18 protein-coding genes are annotated in these 22,893 nt (G+C 66.6%); 11 read left to right on the forward strand and 7 right to left on the reverse strand.

The genetic code is table 11. The features are described from left to right. Positions 1-671: 671 nt before the first annotated feature. Both JNO54_RS00020 and JNO54_RS00025 read left to right on the forward strand, forming a co-directional pair. On the forward strand, positions 672-1,055 hold the full coding sequence (locus JNO54_RS00020; RefSeq protein WP_204142038.1) for a VOC family protein: 384 nt from the start codon (positions 672-674) through the stop codon (positions 1,053-1,055). Positions 1,056-1,154: 99 nt separating this feature from the next. Next, positions 1,155-2,351, forward strand: coding sequence for a hypothetical protein (locus JNO54_RS00025; RefSeq protein WP_204142039.1), 1,197 nt, complete (start codon positions 1,155-1,157; stop codon positions 2,349-2,351). A gap of 91 nt (positions 2,352-2,442) precedes the next feature. On the opposite strand, the gene JNO54_RS00030 is transcribed toward JNO54_RS00025, so the two are convergent. Further along, positions 2,443-2,874, reverse strand: a complete 432-nt coding sequence (locus JNO54_RS00030; protein ID WP_204142040.1) for a hypothetical protein — start codon at positions 2,872-2,874, stop codon at positions 2,443-2,445. A 165-nt stretch (positions 2,875-3,039) separates the two neighbouring features. Then, the gene (locus JNO54_RS00035) at positions 3,040-3,525 is read right to left on the reverse strand and encodes a hypothetical protein (RefSeq protein ID WP_204142041.1); all 486 of its coding nucleotides are present in this window, start codon (positions 3,523-3,525) and stop codon (positions 3,040-3,042) included. Positions 3,526-3,829: 304 nt separating this feature from the next. On the opposite strand from JNO54_RS00035, the gene JNO54_RS00040 reads away from it, so the two are divergent. From JNO54_RS00040 to JNO54_RS14685, 3 genes are all read left to right on the forward strand, one after another. Continuing rightward, positions 3,830-4,870, forward strand: coding sequence for a TerC family protein (locus tag JNO54_RS00040; RefSeq protein ID WP_204142042.1), 1,041 nt, complete (start codon positions 3,830-3,832; stop codon positions 4,868-4,870). 32 nt (positions 4,871-4,902) lie between these two features. Next, positions 4,903-5,175, forward strand: coding sequence for an antitoxin (locus JNO54_RS00045; RefSeq protein WP_204142043.1), 273 nt, complete (start codon positions 4,903-4,905; stop codon positions 5,173-5,175). An 86-nt stretch (positions 5,176-5,261) separates the two neighbouring features. Then, positions 5,262-5,396, forward strand: a complete 135-nt coding sequence (locus JNO54_RS14685; RefSeq protein ID WP_267911221.1) for a hypothetical protein — start codon at positions 5,262-5,264, stop codon at positions 5,394-5,396. Between the two features lie 329 nt (positions 5,397-5,725). Here the strand turns inward: JNO54_RS14685 and JNO54_RS00050 are convergent, their stop codons facing one another. After that, entirely contained in the window at positions 5,726-6,145 is a 420-nt protein-coding gene (locus tag JNO54_RS00050; RefSeq protein WP_204142044.1) for an HIT family protein, read from the reverse strand. Between the two features lie 227 nt (positions 6,146-6,372). Further along, entirely contained in the window at positions 6,373-7,473 is a 1,101-nt protein-coding gene (locus JNO54_RS00055) for a calcium/sodium antiporter (RefSeq protein WP_204142045.1), read from the reverse strand. A gap of 308 nt (positions 7,474-7,781) precedes the next feature. On the opposite strand from JNO54_RS00055, the gene JNO54_RS00060 reads away from it, so the two are divergent. The 6 genes from JNO54_RS00060 (at position 7,782) to mobF (ending at position 17,780) form a co-directional block, all read left to right on the forward strand. Beyond that, complete coding sequence (locus tag JNO54_RS00060; protein ID WP_204142046.1) at positions 7,782-8,519, forward strand: class I SAM-dependent DNA methyltransferase; 738 nt, start codon at positions 7,782-7,784, stop codon at positions 8,517-8,519. A 119-nt stretch (positions 8,520-8,638) separates the two neighbouring features. Then, entirely contained in the window at positions 8,639-8,860 is a 222-nt protein-coding gene (locus JNO54_RS00065; protein ID WP_204142047.1) for a hypothetical protein, read from the forward strand. Between the two features lie 205 nt (positions 8,861-9,065). Beyond that, on the forward strand, positions 9,066-9,698 hold the full coding sequence (locus tag JNO54_RS00070) for a winged helix-turn-helix domain-containing protein (RefSeq protein ID WP_204142048.1): 633 nt from the start codon (positions 9,066-9,068) through the stop codon (positions 9,696-9,698). Further along, complete coding sequence (locus JNO54_RS00075; protein ID WP_204142049.1) at positions 9,695-10,423, forward strand: class I SAM-dependent methyltransferase; 729 nt, start codon at positions 9,695-9,697, stop codon at positions 10,421-10,423. Before JNO54_RS00070 ends, JNO54_RS00075 begins: the two co-directional genes overlap by 4 nt. A 190-nt stretch (positions 10,424-10,613) precedes the next feature. Beyond that, a complete protein-coding gene (gene mraY / locus JNO54_RS00080) occupies positions 10,614-11,726 on the forward strand; it encodes a phospho-N-acetylmuramoyl-pentapeptide-transferase (protein WP_204142050.1) in 1,113 nt (370 codons plus the stop codon). Between the two features lie 357 nt (positions 11,727-12,083). After that, a complete protein-coding gene (gene mobF, locus JNO54_RS00085) occupies positions 12,084-17,780 on the forward strand; it encodes a MobF family relaxase (RefSeq protein WP_204142051.1) in 5,697 nt (1,898 codons plus the stop codon). Between the two features lie 6 nt (positions 17,781-17,786). On the opposite strand, the gene JNO54_RS00090 is transcribed toward mobF, so the two are convergent. The 3 genes from JNO54_RS00090 to JNO54_RS00100 are packed head-to-tail and all read right to left on the reverse strand — an operon-like array spanning position 17,787 to position 22,749. Beyond that, entirely contained in the window at positions 17,787-18,839 is a 1,053-nt protein-coding gene (locus JNO54_RS00090; RefSeq protein ID WP_204142052.1) for an Eco57I restriction-modification methylase domain-containing protein, read from the reverse strand. Positions 18,840-18,841: 2 nt separating this feature from the next. Continuing rightward, entirely contained in the window at positions 18,842-22,126 is a 3,285-nt protein-coding gene (locus JNO54_RS00095; RefSeq protein WP_204142053.1) for a DEAD/DEAH box helicase, read from the reverse strand. Next, on the reverse strand, positions 22,123-22,749 hold the full coding sequence (locus JNO54_RS00100; protein ID WP_204142054.1) for an N-6 DNA methylase: 627 nt from the start codon (positions 22,747-22,749) through the stop codon (positions 22,123-22,125). The genes JNO54_RS00095 and JNO54_RS00100 overlap by 4 nt, the downstream gene beginning before the upstream one ends. Positions 22,750-22,893 lie beyond the last annotated feature (144 nt).

Raw genomic sequence — 22,893 nt, forward strand, 5'->3', positions numbered from 1 at the left:
TCGAGCTCACGCTCGTGATCTTCTCGGTCATCACATGACCTTCCCCGCCAGCTGAGCCGGCGTGTCAGGCCAGAAACACCGTTTGGCGGACAGTCCCCCTCCTGTGGCTGTCGGCCGCGCGCGCCTCGCGGCAGAGTCGGATGGGTATGGCCGTCCTCCAGGCGGCCGATCCGACGCGTCGGCAAGGTGACGGGCGGTACGGTGCGGTGGGGTTCGAGCACAGAGGGCTCGTGCGTAGACCGTTGAGAGGATGGTGGAGGGCAATGGATGGGATCCAGCAGGGTGACAGAGTGCGATGGAAAGAGGCTGCCGGGGGTGAAGTCGGCATCGTGTACGTAGTCAGAGATCACAATGGGGACGCTCACGTTAGGTTCCCGAACGATGGCATGAACATCATCCCAACATCCGAACTGATTCCCGTCGCCGAAGACGAGGGTGACGAATAGAGCGTAGTTTCCGGACGGCGCACTCGGACCGTGCCCGGCGGACAGTTGCGTCGACAGGTCACATCGGACACACCGACTCCCAGAGACCGCGTCTTGAACGAACGGTGCGACGCGGCGGAGGTGGACGAGCGTGGCTGGCCTCCTGGCGGCATGTGCGGATGCTGGCGCGAGCCGGCCGGGGGCACTCCGATGCCTGGTCGAGGCGCTTCTGGCTAGCCTCGCAGGATGAACGGAATCGTGTGGTGGGAGATCGAGACAGCGGACCCCGAGCGTTTCCAGAGTTTCCACACCGCGCTCTGGAGCTGGGCGTTCGAGCCAGCCTTCGCGGACACGTCACTCGGCGCGGACTACTGGATCATCAAGGCTGACGGCGTGACCCTTGGAGGGCTGCAGCGCTCGCTCGAGTCGACCCAGCCCTCGAGCGGCGGTACCCGCATCTACTTCGAGATCGATGACCTCGAGGCTGCCTTCGTTTCGATCGCTGAGAACGGTGGGACGATCGAGCGTCACAGGACAGAGCTGGGCGGAGACGATCGCTGGTTCGGCATCTACAGGGACCCGACCGGAACCTCCTTCGGTCTGTGGACAGCAAATCCAGAGAACCCTTAAGTCCGGACCGGCGGCATGGTCGGACGCTACGCGATCACAGCGCAGAAGCGCGCACCCGGCCTTTGAGGACTGTCGGCGGTCGCTGGCACTCTGCGACCCATGCATACACATCGCGAGCCGCTGTTCGACGAGGTACACCGCACGGACGTGGCTCCGGGAAGACACCAGGAGTCGAGCTTTGAGTTTTTGAACCGAGTTGCGGGGGCGTACTGGGAGCACCCGCGGCGCCTCATGCAGGACTGGCTTGATCACGTCGAGAACGACAATGACCACAACGACCTGCGCCAACGCTTGCGCTCTCGGGACGACGATCAGTTCCGCAGTGCCTTCCTCGAGCTCTACCTCCACGAGAGCCTCTTGCGAGCGGGATATTCAGTCACGATCCATCCCACCGTCGAGGGATCGACATCCCGTCCCGACTTCCTTGCTGAGCGTGCCGACGAGCGCATCTACATAGAAGCGATTGCGCCAGGGGCGAACCCGGCAGCGAAGGCTGCGGCAGCGCGACGCGCAGTCCTATTCGACACGGTAAACCAGCTCGATGATCCGAACTTCATGCTTTGGCTCGACACACTGGAGGAGGGAATCAGTCCCCCCCCGGCGGCCCGTCTTCGGGGTGACCTTCGCCGGTGGTTGTCGAAACTGGACCCTGACGCGCCCTGGGACATGGAGAGCGGCCCCTCGTACCAATGGGAGCACAATGGCTGGTCAGTCACGTTCAAGCCGATTCCGCTGAAGCCTGAGGCGCGAGGGCGACGGCCCAACAGTCGTGCCATTGGCGTCTACGGACACACGCCGGTGGGCTGGATCGATGACGCGCCCGCGATCCGCAAAGCGCTCTCCGGCAAGCAACACGAGTATGGGAACCTCGACGCGCCGTTCATGATCGCCGTCGGAACTTATATCCATGACAGGGACCGTTGGCACACCACGAACGCTATGTATGGCGCCGTCGCCATCCAGTGGGGCGAGGGACCTGACGGTGAGATTGTGAGCCGGCAGATTCGACAGCGCGACGGCTACTTTGGGGCGCCGCCCGACTGGCAGCATCGCCATGTTTCCGGCGTACTTCTTGTCAACCAGCTCATGCCCTACCACGTTCAGCGCGCCGAGGTCACTCTGTGGCGACACCCCGACCCCATGGTCCAGTTGCCAGAAGACGTAGGGCTACCGGCTCACGTCTTGGCCATCGACCGCAACGAGCTCAAGGAGACTCCTCCGCCGAACACCGCGGCGGACTTCTTCGGGCTACCGGACCCATGGCCACCCGGCGAGGCGTGGCCGGACGAGGCATAGGAGTCTTCATCCTTCGGCGTGCTGTCGCTCGGCGCGAAAGTACGACCCACGACTCGCGGCAGAACCGTGCGGCCTCCGGTACGCAGCCAGATCAGGTTGTCGGCTCGTAATTGGAGAGCGCGTCCATGTAGGTGTTCCGGGTGAACTGCAGCTCGAGCCAGTCGTACTCCTCGCCAGGTCCGCGTCCGAAGTGCGACCACGTCACGGTTTCGGATCCGACCTCGATGCGGGCCAGGAGTGGCCCGCAGCCGATGACCGTGCACGTACATCCAAGAAGCGCTGTGCGTCCGGACTCATCTTCAGGGCGTTGGCCAAGGAGAAGCTCGGTCATGTTGGTCCCGGTGGGATGACCGAGGTACTCCGGCGGATCAATCCCGGGTGGTGCGTAAGGGCGGAGCCACTGAACCAAGTCCTTGCCGTCCAGGATGAGGGCGACGGTGTCGTAGCGGACCGAGTCATCCCACGGGAGGGTGCCCTCCCTGATCCTGAGCTCCAGGTCCCGCACCGTGATGAACTGCCTCATCATGGGACCACCCTATGAGCTGGGTCGCCGACGCCGATCGCAGTCCGGCCGCCTGGCCCCGACTTCGGCTTTCCTCGCAGCGCGCGACCGGCGGCATGTGCGGACACCGGGCAGAGCCTGAGGAGGGGTGCAGCCGCGTGGGTGCGACACCGTGCCGCCGACAGGTCAGGTTTCCGAGCCGCCACTGGAAGTCGACACTGAACCGCCCGGGCCTACCCAGAACACCAGGATTCCCAGTTGCGTCAGGGCCGGCTGCACGGGCGCGACCAGCGCTCGGTGATGAGCGTTGTCCGGGAAGGCCATGGCGGCAGTTGCAACTCCACTGGACCAGACCTTGAGACTTCGATGTATCGCAACCGACACGTGGCTGCCCACCTGATTACGGGTGAAGGGTTGCCCGAAGCGCTTGGTGCCCGATTTCGAACTGCCAGCCCCCTTTGCCTCGACGATGAGACGCTGGCCAGCTCGCGTGGCAACGATGTCGTCGCCATGCTGATGAGCGAGCGCGAAACTCTCAATGCTCCACCCATCCGACTCAAGGTGCTGCATCACCGCTTGGACGACGTCGTCTTCAAGCAGGAAGGCCTGCTCAAGGTATGCCACACCGCCATGCTGCCAGAACGCATGACCGCTCGTGGGCACGGTCGACACGCCAGCTCGCGGCCGCAACACGGCGGCGACTGTGGGGCCGTCCATCGTTGAGCGCCTCCTGGCGCCCGCCCTCCGTGCGGCGCGGTCGCGCACCAGACGCGGCAAATCCGGTCGTTGCCGCAGCGCCGGCTGCCGGTCGGTGGGTCGGATTTGACCGGGGTCGGGCGCGTGTGCTGTACTCCGTCGCACTGGAGGGGAGTATCCCCACTCACGCTTCGTCGTCACTACGGCCCATGAGGGTTCCGGCGAGCGGGCCCGTTACGGGGCTGGGAGAGACCTCCGATCATTGGATCGGAGTGTACTTATGGATGTCCCGTTCTGGATCTGGGCCTCGGTGCTCGGTTTCATCGTGGTGATGCTGGCCATCGACCTGTTCGCCCACCGCCGCGCCCATGTGATCGGGGTCAAGGAAGCAGCCGCCTGGTCCGGGGTGTGGGTGGCCTTCGGAATCGTCTTCGGCGTCATCGTCTGGTGGGTCTGGGGCGCTGAGTTCGGGCAGCAGTACTTCGCTGGGTACCTCATCGAGAAGTCCCTGGCTGTGGACAACGTCTTCGTGTGGGCCATCATCTTCAGCTACTTCGCCGTCCCTCGTGAGTTCCAGCACCGGGTGCTGTTCCTCGGGGTGCTGGGCGCGCTGGTCTTTCGTGGCATCTTCATCGCGGCAGGGGCCATCCTCATCCAGAACTTCGCGTGGGTGCTGTACGTCTTCGCGGCGTTCCTGCTCTACACCGGGTACCGGATGATCCGGCAACGCAACGAACACCTCGACCCCGACCGGTCGATGGTGCTGCGCCTCTTCCGCAGGTTCATTCCGATGACCCAGACCTACCACGGGCAGAAGCTGCTCGTGCGCCGCAACGGGGTGCTGCTGGCCACCCCGTTGCTGGCGGTGCTGGTCCTGGTCGAGGTCACCGACGTGGTCTTCGCCGTGGACTCCATCCCTGCCATCTTCGCGGTGACCGACGAGGTGTTCCTGGTCTTCACCGCCAACGCCTTCGCGATCCTGGGTCTGCGGGCGATGTACTTCCTGCTCGCCGACCTGATCCACCGCTTCGTCTACCTCAAGGTCGGCCTGGCCCTGGTGCTGATCTGGGTCGGGGTGAAGATGCTGCTCAAGATCGACATCTTCTACATACCGACCCCCGTGTCACTGGCAGTCATCGCCACGATCATCACCGTCTCGATCATCGCCAGCCTGCGCGCCACCCGCGGACAGGGACGCCAAGCCTTGCCCGCGCCGACCGAGCCCCCGTTCCGGGTCGCCACCGAGGCCGAGGACGCCGCCCTGCAGCCGGTCTGGAGGTCACCCAGGCCCACCCCCACCGATAACCATTCCCACCGATGACCCCCACCACACCAGGAAAGAAGAGGCACCCCATGGCACTGAAGGACATGCTCGCCAAGGCCCGCGCAACGGCGACCGGGGCGGTGACCCAGCACCGCGCCAAGATCGACCAGGGCATCACCAAGCTCGGTGAGGTCGCCAACACCAGGACCGCCGGCCGCTACCAGGACCAGATCGCCAAAGGCAGCCACCACGCACGCGCCGGACTGGACAAGATCAGGTCCGACCGACCCGACAGCGCACGACCCAACCCCGACGGGCTCGACACCGACGGGCCCGCCCCGGGCACGCCGGGTCCCCGGTAACGCATCAACCCCACCCTCTAGAGGCCGGAGACCCCATGTCCCACTCACCACTGCGTCGTGGTCGTCTGCCTCGTGTCGCGACCAGTTTGACCATCGCACTCGCCCTACCCCTGACCATGGCAGCATCCTGCGTCACCGGTGAGGACCAGGAAGACCAACAAGAACAACAGCAGCAAGACGAGGAGCAGGAAGAGCAGGAAGAGCTGGAGGACGACGACTGACGGGTCCACGCCCGCGGTGGCCCTCCGGGACCGTGGTGGTGAGCAGCAAACCGCTCACCACCGCGGTCGTGCATGTCGGGCAGTCCGTTGCCGCCAACACTGAGGAGCAACCAGGACTGGAGCGGCGGGACGGGCGCGAGGTAACGGCGCTTTCCTACGCCGGTTCGACTCGCCGGCTGGACCTTCTCCAAGGAGAACTCATCCGCAGATCAGGACTGGACCAGCCTCACACGGATGCATCCGTGCCGGGCAAGCACCGAGGTGAAAGACACACTAGGCGCGGCATGGTCGGACGCTACGCGTCCACAGCGGCAGTTGCGGATGGTCAGTCAGTCCTCGGCAAGCGAGGCCGCGACGCGGTCGAGCGCGTCCCTGGTGGCGCGTGTGCCCGGCAGCTCGATCGCGATAGCGTCATCGCTATGCCGTGGAACAACGTGCATGTGAACGTGCGAAATATCCTGCTCTGTCTCTGCACCATCGGACAGGTGCAGATTCACCGCCGGTGCGTGTTTCGCCTTAACCCTCCGGGCCATCAATTGCGTCATGCCCCACAGGGCGGCGCCCTCGTCAGGGCTGAGGTCAGCCAACGAGGGAACGTGTCGGCGAGGCACGATGAGCACGTGCCCGGGGGCCGCGGGGTATGCATCCATGAAAGCCACGGTCAACTCGTCGCTCGCGGCGACGCTCGCCTCTCCATGGTCGTTCGAGATCTCGCAGAACGAGCATGCAGCCGGCGCACTCTCAGACATGGGCGCACTCTACGAGCGGCGGCCGATGGTCGCGAAGGATGCGGCAGGACAGTGCGCTCAGTGAGAGTTCTCAGCCTCGTACTCGATGAGCCAGCGCAGGCCGTGCTGCTCGATGACTTGTCCGTCCGGGGCTACGTTGTCTCCCTTACTGGGAGACCCCGTGACCTCGTGGCCATGCTTGGTTCTGGTCGGCCTTGGACTGGCGCCCACGGTCAGGCAGCTCCATGTCATTGGACGTTGTCATCCCTGGCCTGCTCCTGCGCCCGGCCCCGGCGTAGCCCCACCTCATAGACCGTGAAGAGGAGCAGGGTGAGAGCGACTATCGGCAGGACGAAGAAGCCCATGACAGAGGTGAAGCCGGCAAGAGCGTCATGCTCGGTCGCCCACAGCACCAGGTACGTCACATACAACAGGTACAGCGCGATGAAAAACCCACCCTCCCAGCGTTTGATCACGAAACCAGTGAAGGCGATCGGGAGCAGTGCGACAGCAACGGCGAGCATGAGCGGGATGTCGAGCGCGATGGCAGCGCTGGGGACAGGGATTCCGTCGGAGGCGATGATCGAGGGGAGTCCAAGGACGAGGCCGATATTGGCGATGTTGCTGCCCACGACGTTGCCGATCGCAAGGTCCCGCTCGCCCTTGCGCACTGCGATGAGGGAGGCAGCGAGCTCGGGAAGCGATGTTCCGACGGCGACAACGGTCAGGCCGATGACCAGGTCGCTCAGACCGAGGGCGCTGGCGATCGAGCTCGCGCCGCGCACCAGCCACTGCGAGCCGAGGACGAGCAAGCCGACGCCAACGAGGATGAAGAGCAGCGCCCGGCCCATTCCCAGCGGCGCGTCGCCTTGGGTGCTGCCGTCAGCTTCGTCGAGATCATCGCGCCCTGCCCGCACGGACCACCCCAGGTGAGCCACGAACAGCGTAAGGAGCACGACTCCGTCCCACCGCGAGATGCCGCCGTCGAGGGAGAGGACGAGGAGCAGCACCGACATCGCGACCATGACCGGCACGTCGATCCGCACCAAGCGCACCTGCGCGATGAGAGGCAGGACGAGCGCGGAGAGCCCGAGCACGAGCAAGACGTTAGCGATGTTGCTGCCGACGACATTGCCGACGGCGAGCTCGGGCTGGCCACCCAGCACAGCGCCGATCGTGACCGCGAACTCCGGCGAAGACGTGGCGACGGCGACGATGGTCAGGCCCACGACCAGCGGAGACAACCCCAGCCGCAAAGCGACCGCCGAGGCGCCGCGCACCAAGCCTTCTCCTCCGGCGACGAGGAGCACCAGTCCGATAACGACAAGACCCGCCTCGAGGAGACTCACAACGGCCGAGTGTAGACGTCGGCAAGCAAGACGTGCGTGGCAGCGCCACGGCCCATCAGATGGGAACCTTGTCGGGACGGGGTGCGTACCCGCTCAGTGCCGACGAACGCCGGCCACCGGCGACAGGTTGACTCCTTGGTCCTTGACGTCCAGCAACTCCTCGACACCGAAGCGTCCCAAAGCAATCATTCGCAGTGGCCATGCGTCGACCTTGCATCCGTAAGTGAGCGGGCGGCATGCAACGCGGCAGTTGCGGATGCTTCGCATAACCACTTGCTCCGGCTGAGCCGCATCGTCAGGCTCGGGCGATGACTTCCAGTGACTTGTGGGACGCCGACGCTGCCAGGCGCTATGACGACCCTTCGTCGCCGATGTTCAACTCCGAGACCCTCGACCCCACCGTCAACTTTCTCGCCGAATTAGCCGGGGACGGGCACGCGTTGGAGTTCGCCATCGGGACTGGTCGGGTGGCCGTCCCCTTGTCCGAGCGCGGCGTGCCGGTCACCGGAATCGAGCTCTCCGAGCCGATGGCCGAGCAGCTGCGAAGGAAGGCGTCCAACACCGAGATACCGGTGGCGATCGGTGACATGGCCACCACGCAAGTAGAGCGCGTCTTCTCTCTGGTGTACCTCGTCTTCAACACCCTGGGGAACCTGCGCACGCAGGACGAGCAGGTCGCGTGCTTCCGCAACGCAGCGCGCCACCTCGCCCCTGGGGGACACTTCGTGATCGAGCTGTGGGTCCCCGGCATCCGCCGCTTCCCGCCCGGGCAGACGGCCGTGCCCTTCGAGGTCACTGAACGCCACACCGGCTTCGACACCTACGACATGACCACACAGCAAGGAACTTCCCACCACTACTCCAGGGAACCCGACGGGACGTACCGGTACTCGACGAGCAACTTCCGCTACGTCTGGCCGGCCGAGTGTGACCTCATGGCCCAGCTCGCCGGTCTCGAACCGGCCGGACGCTGGGCCGACTGGTCCCGCTCGGAGTTCACCTCCGAGAGCGCCAGCCACATCTCCGCATACCGTCTGCCCGCATAACGGAGCGCGGCATGGTCGGACGCTACGCGACCACAGCGGCAGTAGCGTGCGGCCACGCTCAGCGCGGCAAGAGCGGATGACCGATGGCGGGGCTACGGCGCGCTGGCTACGCTCCGGCTATGCCCAATCCAGACGGCTTCGCCTACATCGTGCAGGGTGAACAAGTGGTCATCAGTCACCACGGGCGTAACGCCACGACGCTGCGTGGCCGGCGCGCCCGGGTCTTCCTCGAAGACGTCGAGTCCGAGGACCCCCAGGAACTGATGGCCAGACTCACCAGCAACTACCGGCGGGGAAACGAGCGCCATGCCCGGAATCACCCACGGAACCAGCGCCGCTAAGTCGCGCTCCGCTCCTGCGCCCCTCGAGCGCGGCCAGCGGCAGTACAGGATGTTCTGTCGGTCTCACGGCGGCGGCCCGACAAGACTATCGGGCGTCTCTTCTTCTCGCGCGGTGCCAATTGGCGAGGGGTCTTGCGCAAGGTGACTTGCGAATCGCGTGGGCGTGAGGCAGGGTGTAGTGGTGGTTCCTCCTCCCGATGGGCGCATGACTCCCGCTCCGATCGCCAACCCCAAAGCAGTGTTGGCGCTCACACACCCCCTCCGGATGCGCTTGCTGGGCGAGTTGTCGCGCCGGGGCACGGCGCGAGCAGTGGACCTGGCAGGGGCATTGGGTGAGCCGGCCAACTCCGTGAGCTTCCACCTACGGCAGCTGGCGAAGTACGGATTGATCGAGGAGAACCCTGACCGGGCGGAGAGTGGCCGCGAGAGGTGGTGGCGCCAGGTGTCGGATCGGGGATTCCAGATCGATCTCACTGCACTACGTGGGGCCGAAGGGGGCGAGGCGGCAGCCGATGCCCTCCGCCGCGTGGCTGAAGGCCATGTACTCGCGCTGCATCGCACCATCCACTCGCAGCCGCGTTCCGGCCAGAGCCCCGGTGATCCGCCGGGAAGGGTGGTAGGCAGCATCAGCGATGACTTCGCGGTCAGTCTCACCGACGCCGAACTCGAGCAGATGCGACTGGAGCTGGCGGCCGTGCTCGATCGCTGGACAGACATCTCGCGCGTGAACGTCGACGACGGCCAGGAGCGACACGCTTACTACGGCGTCGTCATGGCAGCCCTCGAGAAGGACGTCACCAGGACCGCGTACGGGTCTGGGAAGGATCTGGAGTCATGACGGCTACCGACCCCGCCGATGCCCCATCTAACAGACCAGGTGCTGCGGACTACGACGCCTTCGCTGCTGCCTATGCGGAGGAGAACGACACGGGCCTGTTCAACGCCTGGTACGCGCGGCCTGAGCTCTTGCGCCTAGCGGGGGACGTCAACGGGATGCGCGTGCTGGATGCAGGCTGCGGCCACGGGCCTCTGTTTGCGGACCTGCGTGCGCGCGGCGCCATTGTCAGTGGTTTTGACCTGAGCTCCTCCATGGTCGCCCTCGCTCGGGAGCGCCTTGGCGAAGAAGCCGATGTCCGGGTCGCCGACCTGACGAAGCCGCTGCCCTATGCCGATGGATCATTTGACCTCGTCGTCTGCTCGCTGGCTCTGCACTACGTCGAAGACTGGGCGCCGACCCTGTCCGAACTTCGGCGAGTCCTGCGCCCAGGTGGTCGGCTGGTCGCGGCGATCATCCATCCGTTCGTGTACGCGTTCTGCTACCAGGGCGAGGACTACTTCGCGCTGACCCGATACTCCGAGGACTACGACTTCAACGGCCAGAACGTCGTCATGACCTATTGGCACCGGCCGCTGCAGGACGTCGTCGGATCATTCCTCGACGCTGGCCTGCGGATCACCAGTATCACCGAGCCCGAGGCCGTGCCCGAGACACCCGACGAACTCGTCCCCAACAAGGGCCGCCGCTTCATCTGCTTTCTCTTCTTTGCACTTGAGTCCCCCTGAGCTGCACCGACCGAGAGCCGACTCGGACACACCGCTTGCCACGCGTTCGCTCAGACATCGGAGCCATGTTCCACAGCCGGGCGCGTAGATCCGTCAGGGTGCAACGTCGCCTGTCATCACGAACATCACCGAGGACTGCGCCACCGCCCCCCATCCGAGCTTGAGGCCAATGAGACATGGAGATTTCTTGGTGATCAACGTAATGCTGGCAGGGGGCATCGCCATGGCCCTGACCCTGACCTGTACCCCCCTCTTCGCCAAGTACTTGGTACGCCATCGATTCGGGCAGTTCATCAGAGATGACCTCATCCACCACCAGGTCAAGCGCGGTAAGCCCACGATGGGCGGCACGGTGATCATTGCAGCCGGGATCGTCGGGTACTTCGGCACGCACGCGATCCTGCGGCTCCTTGACCGGTCCGGAATGCCGCAGGTCGGACACAGCCAGATCTCGCTCAGCGCCCTGCTCGTCCTGTTTCTGCTGGCCGCGCTCGGGCTGGTCGGCTTCCTCGACGACTACACCAAGATCCGCAAAGAGCGCAGCCTCGGACTGACGTCGGGGCAAAAACTCATCGGCCAGAGCCTGGCCACGGTGATCTTCGCCCTGGCCGCTCTGCTTGTCCAGGACGATCAAGGCAGATCACCCGCTTCGACCGCCGTCTCATTCATCAGAGACACCAACCTCGACCTAGCTTTTGCCGGCCCGGCCCTCGGACTGGCCCTGTTCATCCTATGGTCCAACATCCTCATCGCCGGCGCCTCCAACGGCGTGAACCTCACCGACGGACTCGACGGCCTAGCGGTGGGGGCCTCCACCATGGTCTTCGGCGCCTACACCGTGATCGGGATGTGGCAGTACAACCAGAACTGTGAGGCGATGCCCGGACCCAACTGCTACCCGATAGCCGCGGCGCTGGACCTGGCGATGGTCTCCGCCGCTCTCGCGGGAGCCTGCTTCGGGTTCCTGTGGTGGAACACCTCACCGGCCCAGATCATCATGGGTGACACGGGGTCCCTGTCTCTGGGCGCGGCCATGGCCGGCCTCGCGATCCTCACCCACACCCAGTTGCTGCTGATCCTCCTGGGCGGACTCTTCGTCATCGTGACCACCTCGGTGATCATTCAGGTCATCAGCTTCAAGACCACCGGCAAGCGGGTCTTCCGGATGACGCCCCTGCACCACCACTTCGAGCTCCTTGGCTGGGCCGAGGTCACGATCGTCGCCCGGTTCTGGATCATCGCGGGCATTGGTGTAGCAATCGGACTGTCTCTGTTCTACGGCCAATGGGTCGCCAACCTCTAGACCCCAGTCGCGAACGCCCGACTCTCGGCAGTACAGCGATGTATCGCCCCTCGCGGCGAGGCACGAGTCGAGCAGCAGAACGCGCGCTCGGTCGACGCCCGACTCTCGGCGGAGTCGTGCGTCAGGGTCAGACCGTCATGTCTGCTCCTGCTGGCCCGCGGTTCCAGAGGATGAGGCGGGCATCAGGCCGAGGGTGTGCCACCGGCGGAGGCCGCGGCTACCTGCCATCGCGTTGCCCTCTAGCCCTCGGACATGGACTCACGGTCCACGGGTGCCACTGGTCACCGTGGAACTGAGCACCTACCCACCAGGGGGTGAACGCTCAGGGCCTTCTCGGAGGCTTTAGGGGGTGTGACGATGTCGATGCACAAGCTCACCGCCGGGAGCGGGTACGACTACCTGACCCGGCAGGTAGCGGCGCAGGACGTCACCGAGAAGGGCCACACCGGGCTGGCGTCCTACTACGCCGCCAAGGGCGAGTCGCCTGGTGTGTGGGTCGGCTCCGGGGTCGCCGGGATCGAGGGCCTGGCGGCTGGGGACGTGGTCACGGCCGAGCAGATGCAGGCCCTGTTCGGGTCTGGTCACCACCCGCTGGCGGACGCTCGGATGGCGGCCTTGGGGGATGAGGCGTCGCCGGAGGACTTCAGGACCGCGGCACGTCTGGGCCGGCCGTACCGGGTGTACGAGAACGACGTCAGCGCTTTTCGGATCGAGGTCGCGCAGCGCCTGAGCGAGTACAACGCGCAGATGGGTCAGGCCAGCGGGGCCCCCGTTCCGGTCGATGTGCGGGCCAGCATCCGCGACGAGGTGGGCGCCAAGTTCTTCCGGGACGAGCACGGCAGGGACCCCGCCGACGCCCGCGAGCTGGCTGCCGGGATCGCCAAGTACTCCCGCCCCAAGACGAGGGCGGTGGCCGGGTACGACCTGACCTTCTCCCCGGTGAAGTCGGTCTCGACGCTGTGGGCGCTGGCCGACCCGGCGACCGCGGCGCGGATCGAGAAGGCACACCAGGGGGCGATCAAGGACGCTCTGGCCTTCCTCGAAGAGCACGCCCTCTACACGCGCACCGGCACGAACGGGGTCCGTCAGGTCGACGTGAAGGGGCTGGTAGCGACCGCGTTCACCCACCGCGACTCCCGCGCCGGCGACCCGGATCTGCACACCCACGTCGCCGTGGCCAACAAGGTCCAGACCGAGGACGGACAGTGGCTGGCGATCGACGGGCGGGTCATGTTCAAGGCGGTCGTGTCGGCCTCGGAGACCTACAACACGGCCCTGGAGAAGCACCTCGGCGCGGACCTGGGGCTGCGTTTCGAGGAGCGACCCAACGCGGATGCGCGTAAGCGGCCCGTGCGTGAGGTCGTCGCTGTCTCCCCCGATCTGAACCAACGGTGGTCTGCCCGCCGGGCTCTGATCGCGGCTCGGCAGGCCGAGCTGACCGCACAGTTTCAGCGGGACCACGCCCGCCCCCCGACCCCGGTCGAGGCGATCCAGCTGGCCAGCCAGGCCACCCTGGAGACCCGCGACGCCAAGAAGGAGCCCCGCGCCCTGGCCGAGCAGCGGCAGACCTGGAGGCACCAGGCCGGCGAGGTCCTCGGCGGCGACGAAGGCATTGCATGGATGCTCCACGCCGCCACCAACCCCTCCCCCAAGGCCCTTGCCCGGGTCACAGACCGATGGGTCCGCGACACCGCAGCTGAGGTCATCGCAACCGTGCAGGCCCGCCGCAGCACCTGGCAGACCTGGCACGTCCGCGCCGAAGCACAGCGCCGCGTCCGGGCCATGGACCTCGCCCCGGAGCACGTCGAGAGGATCGTCACGCACCTGACAGAGCAGGCGCTCGAGGCCGGATCGGTGTGCCTTCGACACCCCGAGGACGGCATCGAGGAGCCGACCTCGTTGCGACGCCGCGACGGCTCCAGCGTCTACACCGTGCACGGCACGCAGCAGTACACCTCGCGCGACGTCCTTGCCGCCGAGCAGCGCATCGTCGCCGCGGCCGCGCACCACGACAGGCATGCGGCCTCGCCCCAAGCAGTCGATCTCGCACTGCTGGAGTCCGTCGCCAACGGCATCACCCTCAACGCCGGGCAGGCCGCGCTTGTGCGGCAGATGGCAACCTCGGGCGCCCGCGTCCAGCTCGCGATCGCACCCGCAGGAGCAGGCAAGACCACCGCGATGAAGGCCCTGGCGACGGCCTGGGAGAACGACGGCGGGACCGTCCTGGGCCTGGCACCCTCAGCTGCGGCTGCTTCTGCGCTGCGTGAGCAGATCGACACATCGACCGACACCCTGGCCAAGCTCGCCCACTCGATCCGCCACGACGAGCTGCCCGAGTGGGCGCGCAGCATCGGCCCCGAGACCCTGGTGATCATCGACGAGGCCGGCATGGCCGACACCCTCACCCTCGACGCCGCGATCGGGTTCGTCCTCGACCGAGGGGGCAGCGTCCGCCTCATCGGCGACGACCAGCAGCTCGCTGCGATCGGTGCCGGCGGAATCCTGCGCGACATCGCCACCAGTCACGGGGCTCTGCGCCTGACCGAGCTGATGCGCTTCTCCGACCCCGCCGAAGGGGCCGCCTCCCTGGCCCTTCGGGAAGGCTCGCCCGAGGCCCTGGGCTACTACCTCGATCACGACCGCGTGCACGTCGGCGACCTCACCACCATGACCGAGGACGTCTTCACCGCCTGGCAGATCGACCGGGCCGACGGACTGGACTCGATCATGCTCGCGCCCACCCGCGACCTGGTCAGCGAGCTCAACCAGCGCGCCCAGGCCCACCGCCTCGACGGTCAAGAGCCCGCCCGGACCGCCGCCCTCAGCGACGGGAACCGCGCGTGCGTCGGGGACCTTCTCATCACCCGAGCCAACGAGCGACGGCTGCGGATGACCGCCACAGATTGGGTCAAGAACGGCGACCTGTGGACCGTCACCGACGTCCACCGTGACGGTTCCCTGGCTGTTCAGCATGCCCACAACGGCAAGACCCTGACCCTGCCCGCCGCCTACGTGGCTGCCTCCACCGAGCTCGGGTACGCCACCACCGTGCACGCCGCCCAAGGGGTCTCGGTCGACACGATGCACGGTCTGGCCACCGGCCAGGAGTCCCGCCAGCAGATGTACACGATGCTCACCCGCGGCCGGCACGCCAACCACGTCTACCTCGAGATCGTGGGCGACGGCGACGAGCACAACGCCATTCGACCCGAGACCATCGCCCCGCCCACGGCCACCGACATCCTCGAAGGTATCCTCGCCCGCGACGCCTCCCCCGTCTCCGCGTCCACGCTCCTGCGTGAGGGCAACGACCCCGCGCGACGCCTCGGCGAGGCCACCGCCCGATACAGCGACGCCCTTCACTTCGCCGCCCAAGAACGTCTCGGACCCAACGCCCTGACAGCCTTCGAAGAGCACGCCGAGACCCTGCTACCCGGCCTGACCGAGCAGCCCGCGTGGCCGACCCTGCGCTCACACCTGATCCTGCGCTCAGCCCACGGCATCGACCTCAAACAGGCCCTCAGCGACGCTCTCAGCAGCAAGGACATCGACAGCGCCGTCGACGCAGCAGCAGTCCTGGACTGGCGCATGGACCACGCCGGGCTACGCGATGCGTACCCCGCCCCCCTGCCCTGGCTGCCCGGCATCCCGCAGTCACTGGCCGACGACCCCGCTTGGGGCGACTACCTCACCGCCCGCGCAGACCTCACCACGGCCCTGGCTGCGGAGGTTCGCGACGAGGCGCACGGCCAGGACCTGCACTGGCTCCAGGAAGGAGCGCGCCGCCCCGACGCCCCGGTGATCGCCGACGTCGCCGTCTGGCGCGCTGCCACCCAGGTCGACCCGACCGATCACCGACCCACCGGAGCACCGCAGACGAACCAGCTCGCCGTGCAGTGGCAGCGCCACCTCAACAACCAGCTCAGCGGCACCCGCACCCCGGCCATCCTCGAGTGGGGCGCATCCCTTCGCGCGCTGGCACCCCAGGTCGGCCGTGACCCCTTCGTAGGCCCCCTGGCCGAGCGCCTGGCCGCGATGAGCCGCGCCGGGATCAACCCCGCTCCCCTGGTCACGCACGCCATGGCCCAGGGCCCGCTTCCCGACGACCACGCAGCAGCAGCCCTGTGGTGGCGGCTCTCCCAGCACGTGCCGGCTGTCGACACCGACACCGGCAGCCACCTGGCCACCACATGGGCCCGCGACCTCGCCCACGCCGTCGGACGCGACCGCTACGAGGACATGCACGCCAGCCCAGCCTGGTCCCGCCTGGTCACCACCATCGACCACGCCCTCCAGCGGGGCATGCCCCTAGACGAGATCCTGCGCGCCACCAACCCCGGCGACGCAGCCGCAGACATCGACGAGTGCCAGGCCATGATCTGGCGGCTGACGTTGCTCACCGAGGCCGTCGACACCGCCCACGACGAGGAGCCCCCTCCGCCCGAAGAAGACCAGCCCCCGCACGACCTTTGGGACGTAGAGACCTCGATTTCACTTACGTCCACCCCCCACGGGGGGCTCGATGCCCCCGACGCTGAACCGACCCTGCGAGAAGAGCGCGAGACCCCCCTCGCTGCCCCCGTGGAGAACCTCGACTTCGCGGCCATGCACCGAGAGCTCATGGGTCCGCTCGAGCCGTCCCCCCAGGACATCGAAGCGCAGTCTCGTCGCGCCGCGGAGGCCGACCTCAGCCTGGTCCCGATCACGCGCCTGCTCCAGGTCAACGACCTCACCCGCGCCTTCTACGAGCAGTCGCTCCCCGGCTCCTGGGCGCATGAGTACCTCCACGATCGTTTCGGGATGGACCTCGCCGGGCACCCAGACTTCGCGCCCGGCTACGCACCCCAGGGCTGGACCCGCCTGGTCGAGCACCTCCACCAGGCCGGAGTCACCGATGACGAGATGCTCGCCGCCGGCGTCGCCACCACCGCCAGCACCGGACGCCTCATCGACCGCTTCCGTGACCGCGCAATCTTCCCCATCACCCACCAGGGAGAGGTCCTCGGCTTCGTCGGACGACGACACCCCAACCTCACCGACGACGACCGAGGCGGCCCGAAGTACCTCAACACCGCCGAGACCGCCCTCTTCCACAAGGGCGCCCAGCTGTTCGGTGCCCCCAACGGCCTGCCCGCCGACGCCACCCCCGTCCTGGTCGAAGGACCCATGGACGCCATCGCCGTCACCCTGTCCAGCAACCGACACGTCGGCGTCGCCCCCCTCGGAACATCGCTGACCAGCGAGCAAGCCACCCAGCTCGCCGGCCACGGCTCAGAGGTTATCGTCGCCACCGACGCCGACCTCGCCGGCCAGATCGCCGCAGAGCGTGCCTTCTGGCTCCTCAGCCAGCACAACCTGGCAACCTCGCACGTACCGCTCCCCACCGGCTCCGACCCCGCCGACCTGCTGGCCAACCGCGGCGCACGAGCCCTTGCCCTGGCCCTCGTCGAGACCAAGCCCCTCAGCCATGTCCTCCTCGATGAGCGCCTGACGAACCTCACCGGAAAGGCTGCCCAGGACGCGGCCATGGACGTGCTCGCTGCTTCAGCCCCCGACGGGTGGGCGACAGGCCTGACACGGATCGCCTCAGCCACTCAGCAGCCACACGACGACCTCACCAGGCTCCTCGGAGAGCGCATCACCGCCTGGAACCATGACCCGCGCGCAGCGACAGTGGAGGCGCTGGGCCAGGTCGGCAACGTCCGCTCTCGACTCGAGGCCGGTCCATCCCCCGAAGGACCGTGGACCACCCTGGCCCGAGACCTCGACCCGCGCCTGACCCGTCAACCCGACTGGCCTGCCGTTGTGTGGGTGCTGGACGAGGCCGAGGCAGCCGGCGTAGATGTCGAGAGGCTCGCACGCGAGCTGGTGGCAGACGAACCTCTCGGCGACCGACCTGCCCAAGACCTCAGGTACCGGATGGCTTCATCGATGCCCGACGTTCCCTCTACATCGGAAGAGACCATCGCGGCCACCACGACCGTGCAGGAGACCGCAGCGGACAGGCATCGGACGCCGCCGCGGCCTCCCGCACAGCACGCCCCTCGCCGTTAGCCCAACTCAAGCCATCGCGGTGACCTTCTCCTCGACGAAGGCGATCTCGTCGGCATCGAGCCCGTATTTGGCGTAGAGCTGTTGGTCGATCTCAGGGATGGGCTTGGACCAGTCGATATCGGACGCAGCCGTGAAGTCCTGGAGCGGGACGTGCTTCCAGGTCGAGGCGGGGTTGTGCTGGGTGGCCTTGAGGACGCCCAGCATCGCGCGGGCGAACTTAGTGCTGACGTACTTCAGGCACGCCTGCGCCTCGTCCTCGTTGTCGAACGAACCGATCGTCAGGAAGGTCTGGGTCACGCCGACGCCGGGGCCCAGCACGGTGGGGTTGTTCAGGGCGACTCCGAAGAAGTCGGTGGTCGACCCCGAGCCGTTCGCGGCAGGGACCGCGACCTTGTACTTGTCGAAGCTGTCCGGGCCCGTCAGGTAGTCACGGCGGATCCAGCGGTAGTGCCGCCGGTTCTTGATGACACCCAGGAGCGCCACGTGATCGTCCGCCGCCAGCTCCCCCCCTGAGAAGAGCGACGAGAACTGCTCAAAGGTGTTGGTGTTCACCAGAGCCGCGTTCCCCTCGGGTCGGAGGGCGCGGGCATCGGGGTGATCTTCGTAGAGCTTGTCCGTGTAGCGGTACGAACGTGAGCTGGTGATCCCGGCCTTCTCGAGCGGCGGGCCGCCGATGGAGTCCACCTTGCTCAGGATGGTGCTGAGCTCGGGGTGCTTGGCGAAGGAGCCGATGGGTCCGAGGGTGCTTTCGGAGTCGCGGTAGGTGACTGCGATCCCGCCCTTGATCGGATCGGTCAGGCCGGGGAAGAGCTTCTTGGAGTCGGACTCGTAGTGGGCCACGCTGAGGTGCTGGTCGGCCAGCATCTTCACGTTCCAGGCCTTTGGGGTGAAACCTGCATTGAAGAGGAAGCGCGCCGGGGTGATCAGCACCGCCTTCACGCCGATCTCGTAGGCCGCGTCCATGAAGAGGTGGTAGACCGGCGTGTCTCGGGTACCGCTCCCCTGGGCCTCCTCCTGGTACGGCGGGTTGCCGATGACGACGTCGAACTTCTTGCCCATGGTCAGGCTCCTTCGGTGAGCATGTCGTCGGCCAGCTGCTGGCGCTCGCCGGAGGCCATCCGGGCGAGGTTGCCGACCCGGAAGTGGCCAGACTCCTCGAGCCAGCGCCGGCGCTCGGCGATGCCGCCGGAGACTGCCTCGAGGGTGATCGTGTGCAGGATCTCGTTGTGGCTCATCTCGAAGATCTGCTTGGTCAGGATGTGCCGCAGACGCTCGTCCTGGTCGGGGATCTTCTCGGCGAGGCCGGTGTCGAGCCGTCGGACGAGCTCCATGAGAAAGAGTCCCGCGGTTGAGAAGAGGTCGGCGAAGGTCTTGTCCGGGTCGGAGAAGATGCCCGGGTTTTCGGCCTCGAGGACGTCGACCATCTGGGTCACGACGGGCTTCGGGGTGAAGACCAGCGAGGTCTTCTGCCGCGGGATGTAGGCGAAGATGTCCTCGGTCAGAGTGTCGTCGAAGTAGTCGGCGAGTTCTTCCTTCTTGGTGAGGAACTCCTGGATGGACTGGTCGAAGACCGCCTCGTCGAACAGGCCGGGGATCTTCTCCACCCGTCCGTCCTCGTGGGTGACTTCCTGGCCGTCGCGCAGCAGGCGAAACTCGGCCTCGGTGATGCCGGTGATCTCCTCGAATACCTCGTCGGGGGTATGGTCGACGAAGTTGGCCAACGTCATGTCGCGCGTGCCGTAGGCCATGAGGAACATCGGGATGGTGCGGGCGAAGCCGCGCAGCCGCTCGCGGGTCTCGTCCATCGTCTGGTTGGCCCGGCGCTGCCGCTCGCGGACCTCCTCCCGCTCCACGACCTGCGGGGTGACGTCCTCGATGGACTTGGCGACGATCGCGGCGATCTGCTTCTGGAAGCCGGCGTCGTGCTCGGCCTTCCTGGCCTCGATAGCGACCGCCTCGGCCTCCGTCGCCGCGGCCTGGCGCTCGTCCTCGAGGTGCTTGGCTGCGATCCCGTAGTCGGCGTAGGCGCGCTCGACCTTGCCGCGGACGAGCTGTTCGGTGCTCTTCTCGTCGCGCTCGACCTGCTTGGCGGAGAGGCCGTACTCCTGCTGCAGCTCCTGACGGTGAGGACGGCTCTGCTCGGTGACGGCCTTGGCGAGGAGGTCGGCGGCTTTGGAGGCCTTCGTGTCTGGTGCGACCGTCGGGATGCTCTCGACGCTCCACACAGGTGGGCCCAGCGCGGCCACCTTCGGCGCGATGACGGTCGCGTAGTCGACCTGGACGTTGCCCTGCGGGTCGGTGACCGGCGGAGGCTGCGGGATCTCGATGGCGTCGGGCTTGACGAGCTTCTGCTGCTTGGCGACCGGGAGCTTGTCGAGGATCTCCTTGACCTGCTCGGAGTAGCGGAAGATGCCAGCGACGTTGTCGAACAGCAGGTTCGACAGGAAGCCCCGGCGTACGACCTCGCGGGCCTTGAAGACCTGCGGGAAGGTCAGCACCTGGGCGGCGTCGAGCTCGATCATCCGACCCTCGGAGTCCTCGCCGATGACCGGGAAGAAGTTCAGCAGGTGCCGGATGTTCTCCCGGCGCAGGGTCGGGTTGCCGGTGGAGTCCTGGCCGAGGTTGTTGGCGAACTCGTCGAAGATCGTCAGGGTGCGCTCGGGGGCGAAGTCGAAGATGTAGGCGTTCTTCTTCTGCAGCACGGTGCCGCCCCGCTCGAAGGTGTGCGGGTTCTGAGCCCGGAAGGCCGCCTGCATGTACAGCGCCGGCGAGGCGATGTTCGAGAGCATGATCACGGCCGTCCACTCGGGCACGGTCACGCCGGTGGTCAGCTGACCGACCGAGAGGGTGATGGTCTTGCCGCCGACCTTCTCAGCCTCCGCGATGGCCCTGCGGACCCTGCTCAGCGACTTGCCCACGGCGATCGCGTCACCGTCGTCCTCGGTCTTGCCGTCGCCGGCGGCGAGCACCACCGTGTAGTCCTTGAAGGTCGGGTGCTTCTTGAGCAGTCGCTCCAGAGCCTTGGCGGAGGCGACGCGGTTGAGCAGCCAGAGCGAGTGCCGGATCTCGTCGCGCAGCTCGGGCGTGGAGAACGGGTACTTCTCGTTCTCGGTGAGCCGGTCCAGGAACTTGATGACCTCGGCCTCGTACTCGAAGTACCCGTTGTCCTTGGTGGCGAAGAACTCGGACAGGTCGAAGGTGAAGTCGACACTGTCCTCGTCCTCGTCGATGGCCACGCCCTCGGCCAGCCGGTCGCTGATCATCCGGGAGAGCTGGTAGGTCAGCAGGTTGAGCGTCGGCAGCGCCGTGTAGGGGTTCTCCTCCCCCGTTGCTGGCCAGGTGTCCTTGGCGGTCTGCTCGTCCTCGTAGGTCCAGTTGAAGATCTGCTCCTGCGAGAACGTGCCCTTGGCCAGCGCCTTGAACGGCGTGCCCGAGAGGTGCAGCGTGCGGGGCCGCTTGATCTGGTTGAAGGCGACGTCGGTCTTGGTGGTGTCGACGCCTTCGTGCGACTCGTCGATGACGAGCAGGTCCCACTCGAAGTCGGCGATGTGCTTGAGCTTCTTGAACTCGCCCCCGAAGTAGGCGGACCCCTTCAGGTCCTGCAGCGAGACGAACTCGATGATGCGGGGGTCCTCGTCCTGCTGGTGGAGCGAGTAGGCGCGCCACTGCTCGCGGGACATCGGCGACCGCTCAGCCAGGGAGGCGGACTCGCTGACGAACTTGTACGCGGTCTGGTGGCCGATGAAGCGCTCGAAGTCGTCGAACCAGCTGTTGGCGATGGCCGGCCGGTTGGTGACCACCAGGACGCGGCGTGCGTCCAGCCGGCGCATCAGGTCGTAGGTGGTCAGGGTCTTGCCGAAGCGGGGCTTGGCGTTCCACAGCACCTCGTCGTGACCGGCGTCGAACGCAGCGATCGCCTGGTCGACCGCAGCCTGCTGCTCTGGCCGCAGGGTGTAGTCGTCCTGCCCACCGGTCTGAAGGTCGGAGTAGTCCTGGCCAGCGAAAGAGTTGAAGTACTCCAGCGAGGTCTTGGCGGTGCCGTTGAAGTCGTGCCACTCGGTGCGCGGGTCGAGCTCCCGGGTGATGCCCTGCTGCTGGAGATAGGTGTGGAAGTCGTGGTCGGTGAACCGGCCGCCGGCCTCGGAGGTGAACAGCGCCCGTCGGGCCCAGAGGCGCTCCTTGGCGATCGCAAGTTGCGAGGCCTGCTGCGCGATGCGCGCGTCGGCGCTCTCCTGCTCGGTGTAGCCGATCTTCTCCCAGCCCGCGTACTTGGGCACGTCAGGGGTACGCCAGGAGTAGATCAGCGGGGTGATCTCGCGGAAGGTGCTGATCTTTGGGGTGTTCACGCCCGGACCTCCTGGTGGACCTGCTCGATCGCGCACGGCGCGTAGCTCTCGTAGGCAGTGAAGTCGAACATCGCGCTCTCGCGCAGCGAGTTGAGCGTGAAGGGCTCGCGCAGGACGTGACCGGGCGTCTCGGTCGAGCGGGTCCACCAGGAGAGCTGGACCTCCTGACCGTCGGGGTCCAGACCGGTGAGGGTGTTGCCGCGCACGATGTTGGTGTCGAGAAGGAAAGCCGCCGCCCGGTGCAGATCGGTGCCCGCGTCGCACGGAGTGCCTTGACGCCGGTGGAAGTCCAAGAAGGTCTCGAGCATCGCGGCACGTGCGTCCGCGTGGTTGTCCTCGAGCAGCTCGATCCCGTAGATCGAAGCCAGGGCGAACAACGACTCCTGCGGTCGCAGACTCGGCTCGCTGGTTGACTCGACGGTCCGCAGCTTGCGTTCCAGGATCGCCACGAGGAAGTTCCCGTCGCCGGCCGCCGGCTCGAGCACCGTCTTGTCGACGGCCTCGATGTCCTCGGCGACGATGTCGATCATCTGCTCGACCATGTGACGCGGCGTGAACACCTCGCCGTATGCCTTGACCCGATCGCGGGACTTCACCAGGGACTCCTCCAGGGCCAGAGTCATGACGGCCTCACCGTGCACACCCGGCGAGAGTATCGACCGGGTCGGACAGGCATGCTCGCTACCGCATCTCTCGACCGTGGCAGCCGTGCGATCAGGAGGTGATCTAGGGGTCTGGTGAGTGCTGAACCGTGACGCCAGGGAGGC

It is taken from the genome of Janibacter endophyticus, assembly GCF_016888335.1.
In the GTDB taxonomy this organism is placed as follows: domain Bacteria; phylum Actinomycetota; class Actinomycetes; order Actinomycetales; family Dermatophilaceae; genus Marihabitans; species Marihabitans endophyticum.

What these genes read in the sequence shown, in the direction of transcription:
- JNO54_RS00040 (WP_204142042.1), top strand. Translation starts at nt 3,830, where the DNA reads ATGGATGTCCCGTTCTGGATCTGGGCCTCGGTGCTCGGTTTCATCGTG.
- JNO54_RS00070 (WP_204142048.1), top strand. Translation starts at nt 9,066, where the DNA reads ATGACTCCCGCTCCGATCGCCAACCCCAAAGCAGTGTTGGCGCTCACA.
- JNO54_RS00020 (WP_204142038.1), top strand. Translation starts at nt 672, where the DNA reads ATGAACGGAATCGTGTGGTGGGAGATCGAGACAGCGGACCCCGAGCGT.
- mobF (WP_204142051.1), top strand. Translation starts at nt 12,084, where the DNA reads ATGTCGATGCACAAGCTCACCGCCGGGAGCGGGTACGACTACCTGACC.
- JNO54_RS00050 (WP_204142044.1), bottom strand. Translation starts at nt 6,145, where the DNA reads ATGTCTGAGAGTGCGCCGGCTGCATGCTCGTTCTGCGAGATCTCGAAC.
- JNO54_RS00060 (WP_204142046.1), top strand. Translation starts at nt 7,782, where the DNA reads ATGACTTCCAGTGACTTGTGGGACGCCGACGCTGCCAGGCGCTATGAC.
- JNO54_RS00075 (WP_204142049.1), top strand. Translation starts at nt 9,695, where the DNA reads ATGACGGCTACCGACCCCGCCGATGCCCCATCTAACAGACCAGGTGCT.
- JNO54_RS00025 (WP_204142039.1), top strand. Translation starts at nt 1,155, where the DNA reads ATGCATACACATCGCGAGCCGCTGTTCGACGAGGTACACCGCACGGAC.
- JNO54_RS00090 (WP_204142052.1), bottom strand. Translation starts at nt 18,839, where the DNA reads ATGGGCAAGAAGTTCGACGTCGTCATCGGCAACCCGCCGTACCAGGAG.
- JNO54_RS00100 (WP_204142054.1), bottom strand. Translation starts at nt 22,749, where the DNA reads ATGACTCTGGCCCTGGAGGAGTCCCTGGTGAAGTCCCGCGATCGGGTC.
- JNO54_RS00065 (WP_204142047.1), top strand. Translation starts at nt 8,639, where the DNA reads ATGCCCAATCCAGACGGCTTCGCCTACATCGTGCAGGGTGAACAAGTG.
- JNO54_RS00030 (WP_204142040.1), bottom strand. Translation starts at nt 2,874, where the DNA reads ATGAGGCAGTTCATCACGGTGCGGGACCTGGAGCTCAGGATCAGGGAG.
- JNO54_RS00045 (WP_204142043.1), top strand. Translation starts at nt 4,903, where the DNA reads ATGGCACTGAAGGACATGCTCGCCAAGGCCCGCGCAACGGCGACCGGG.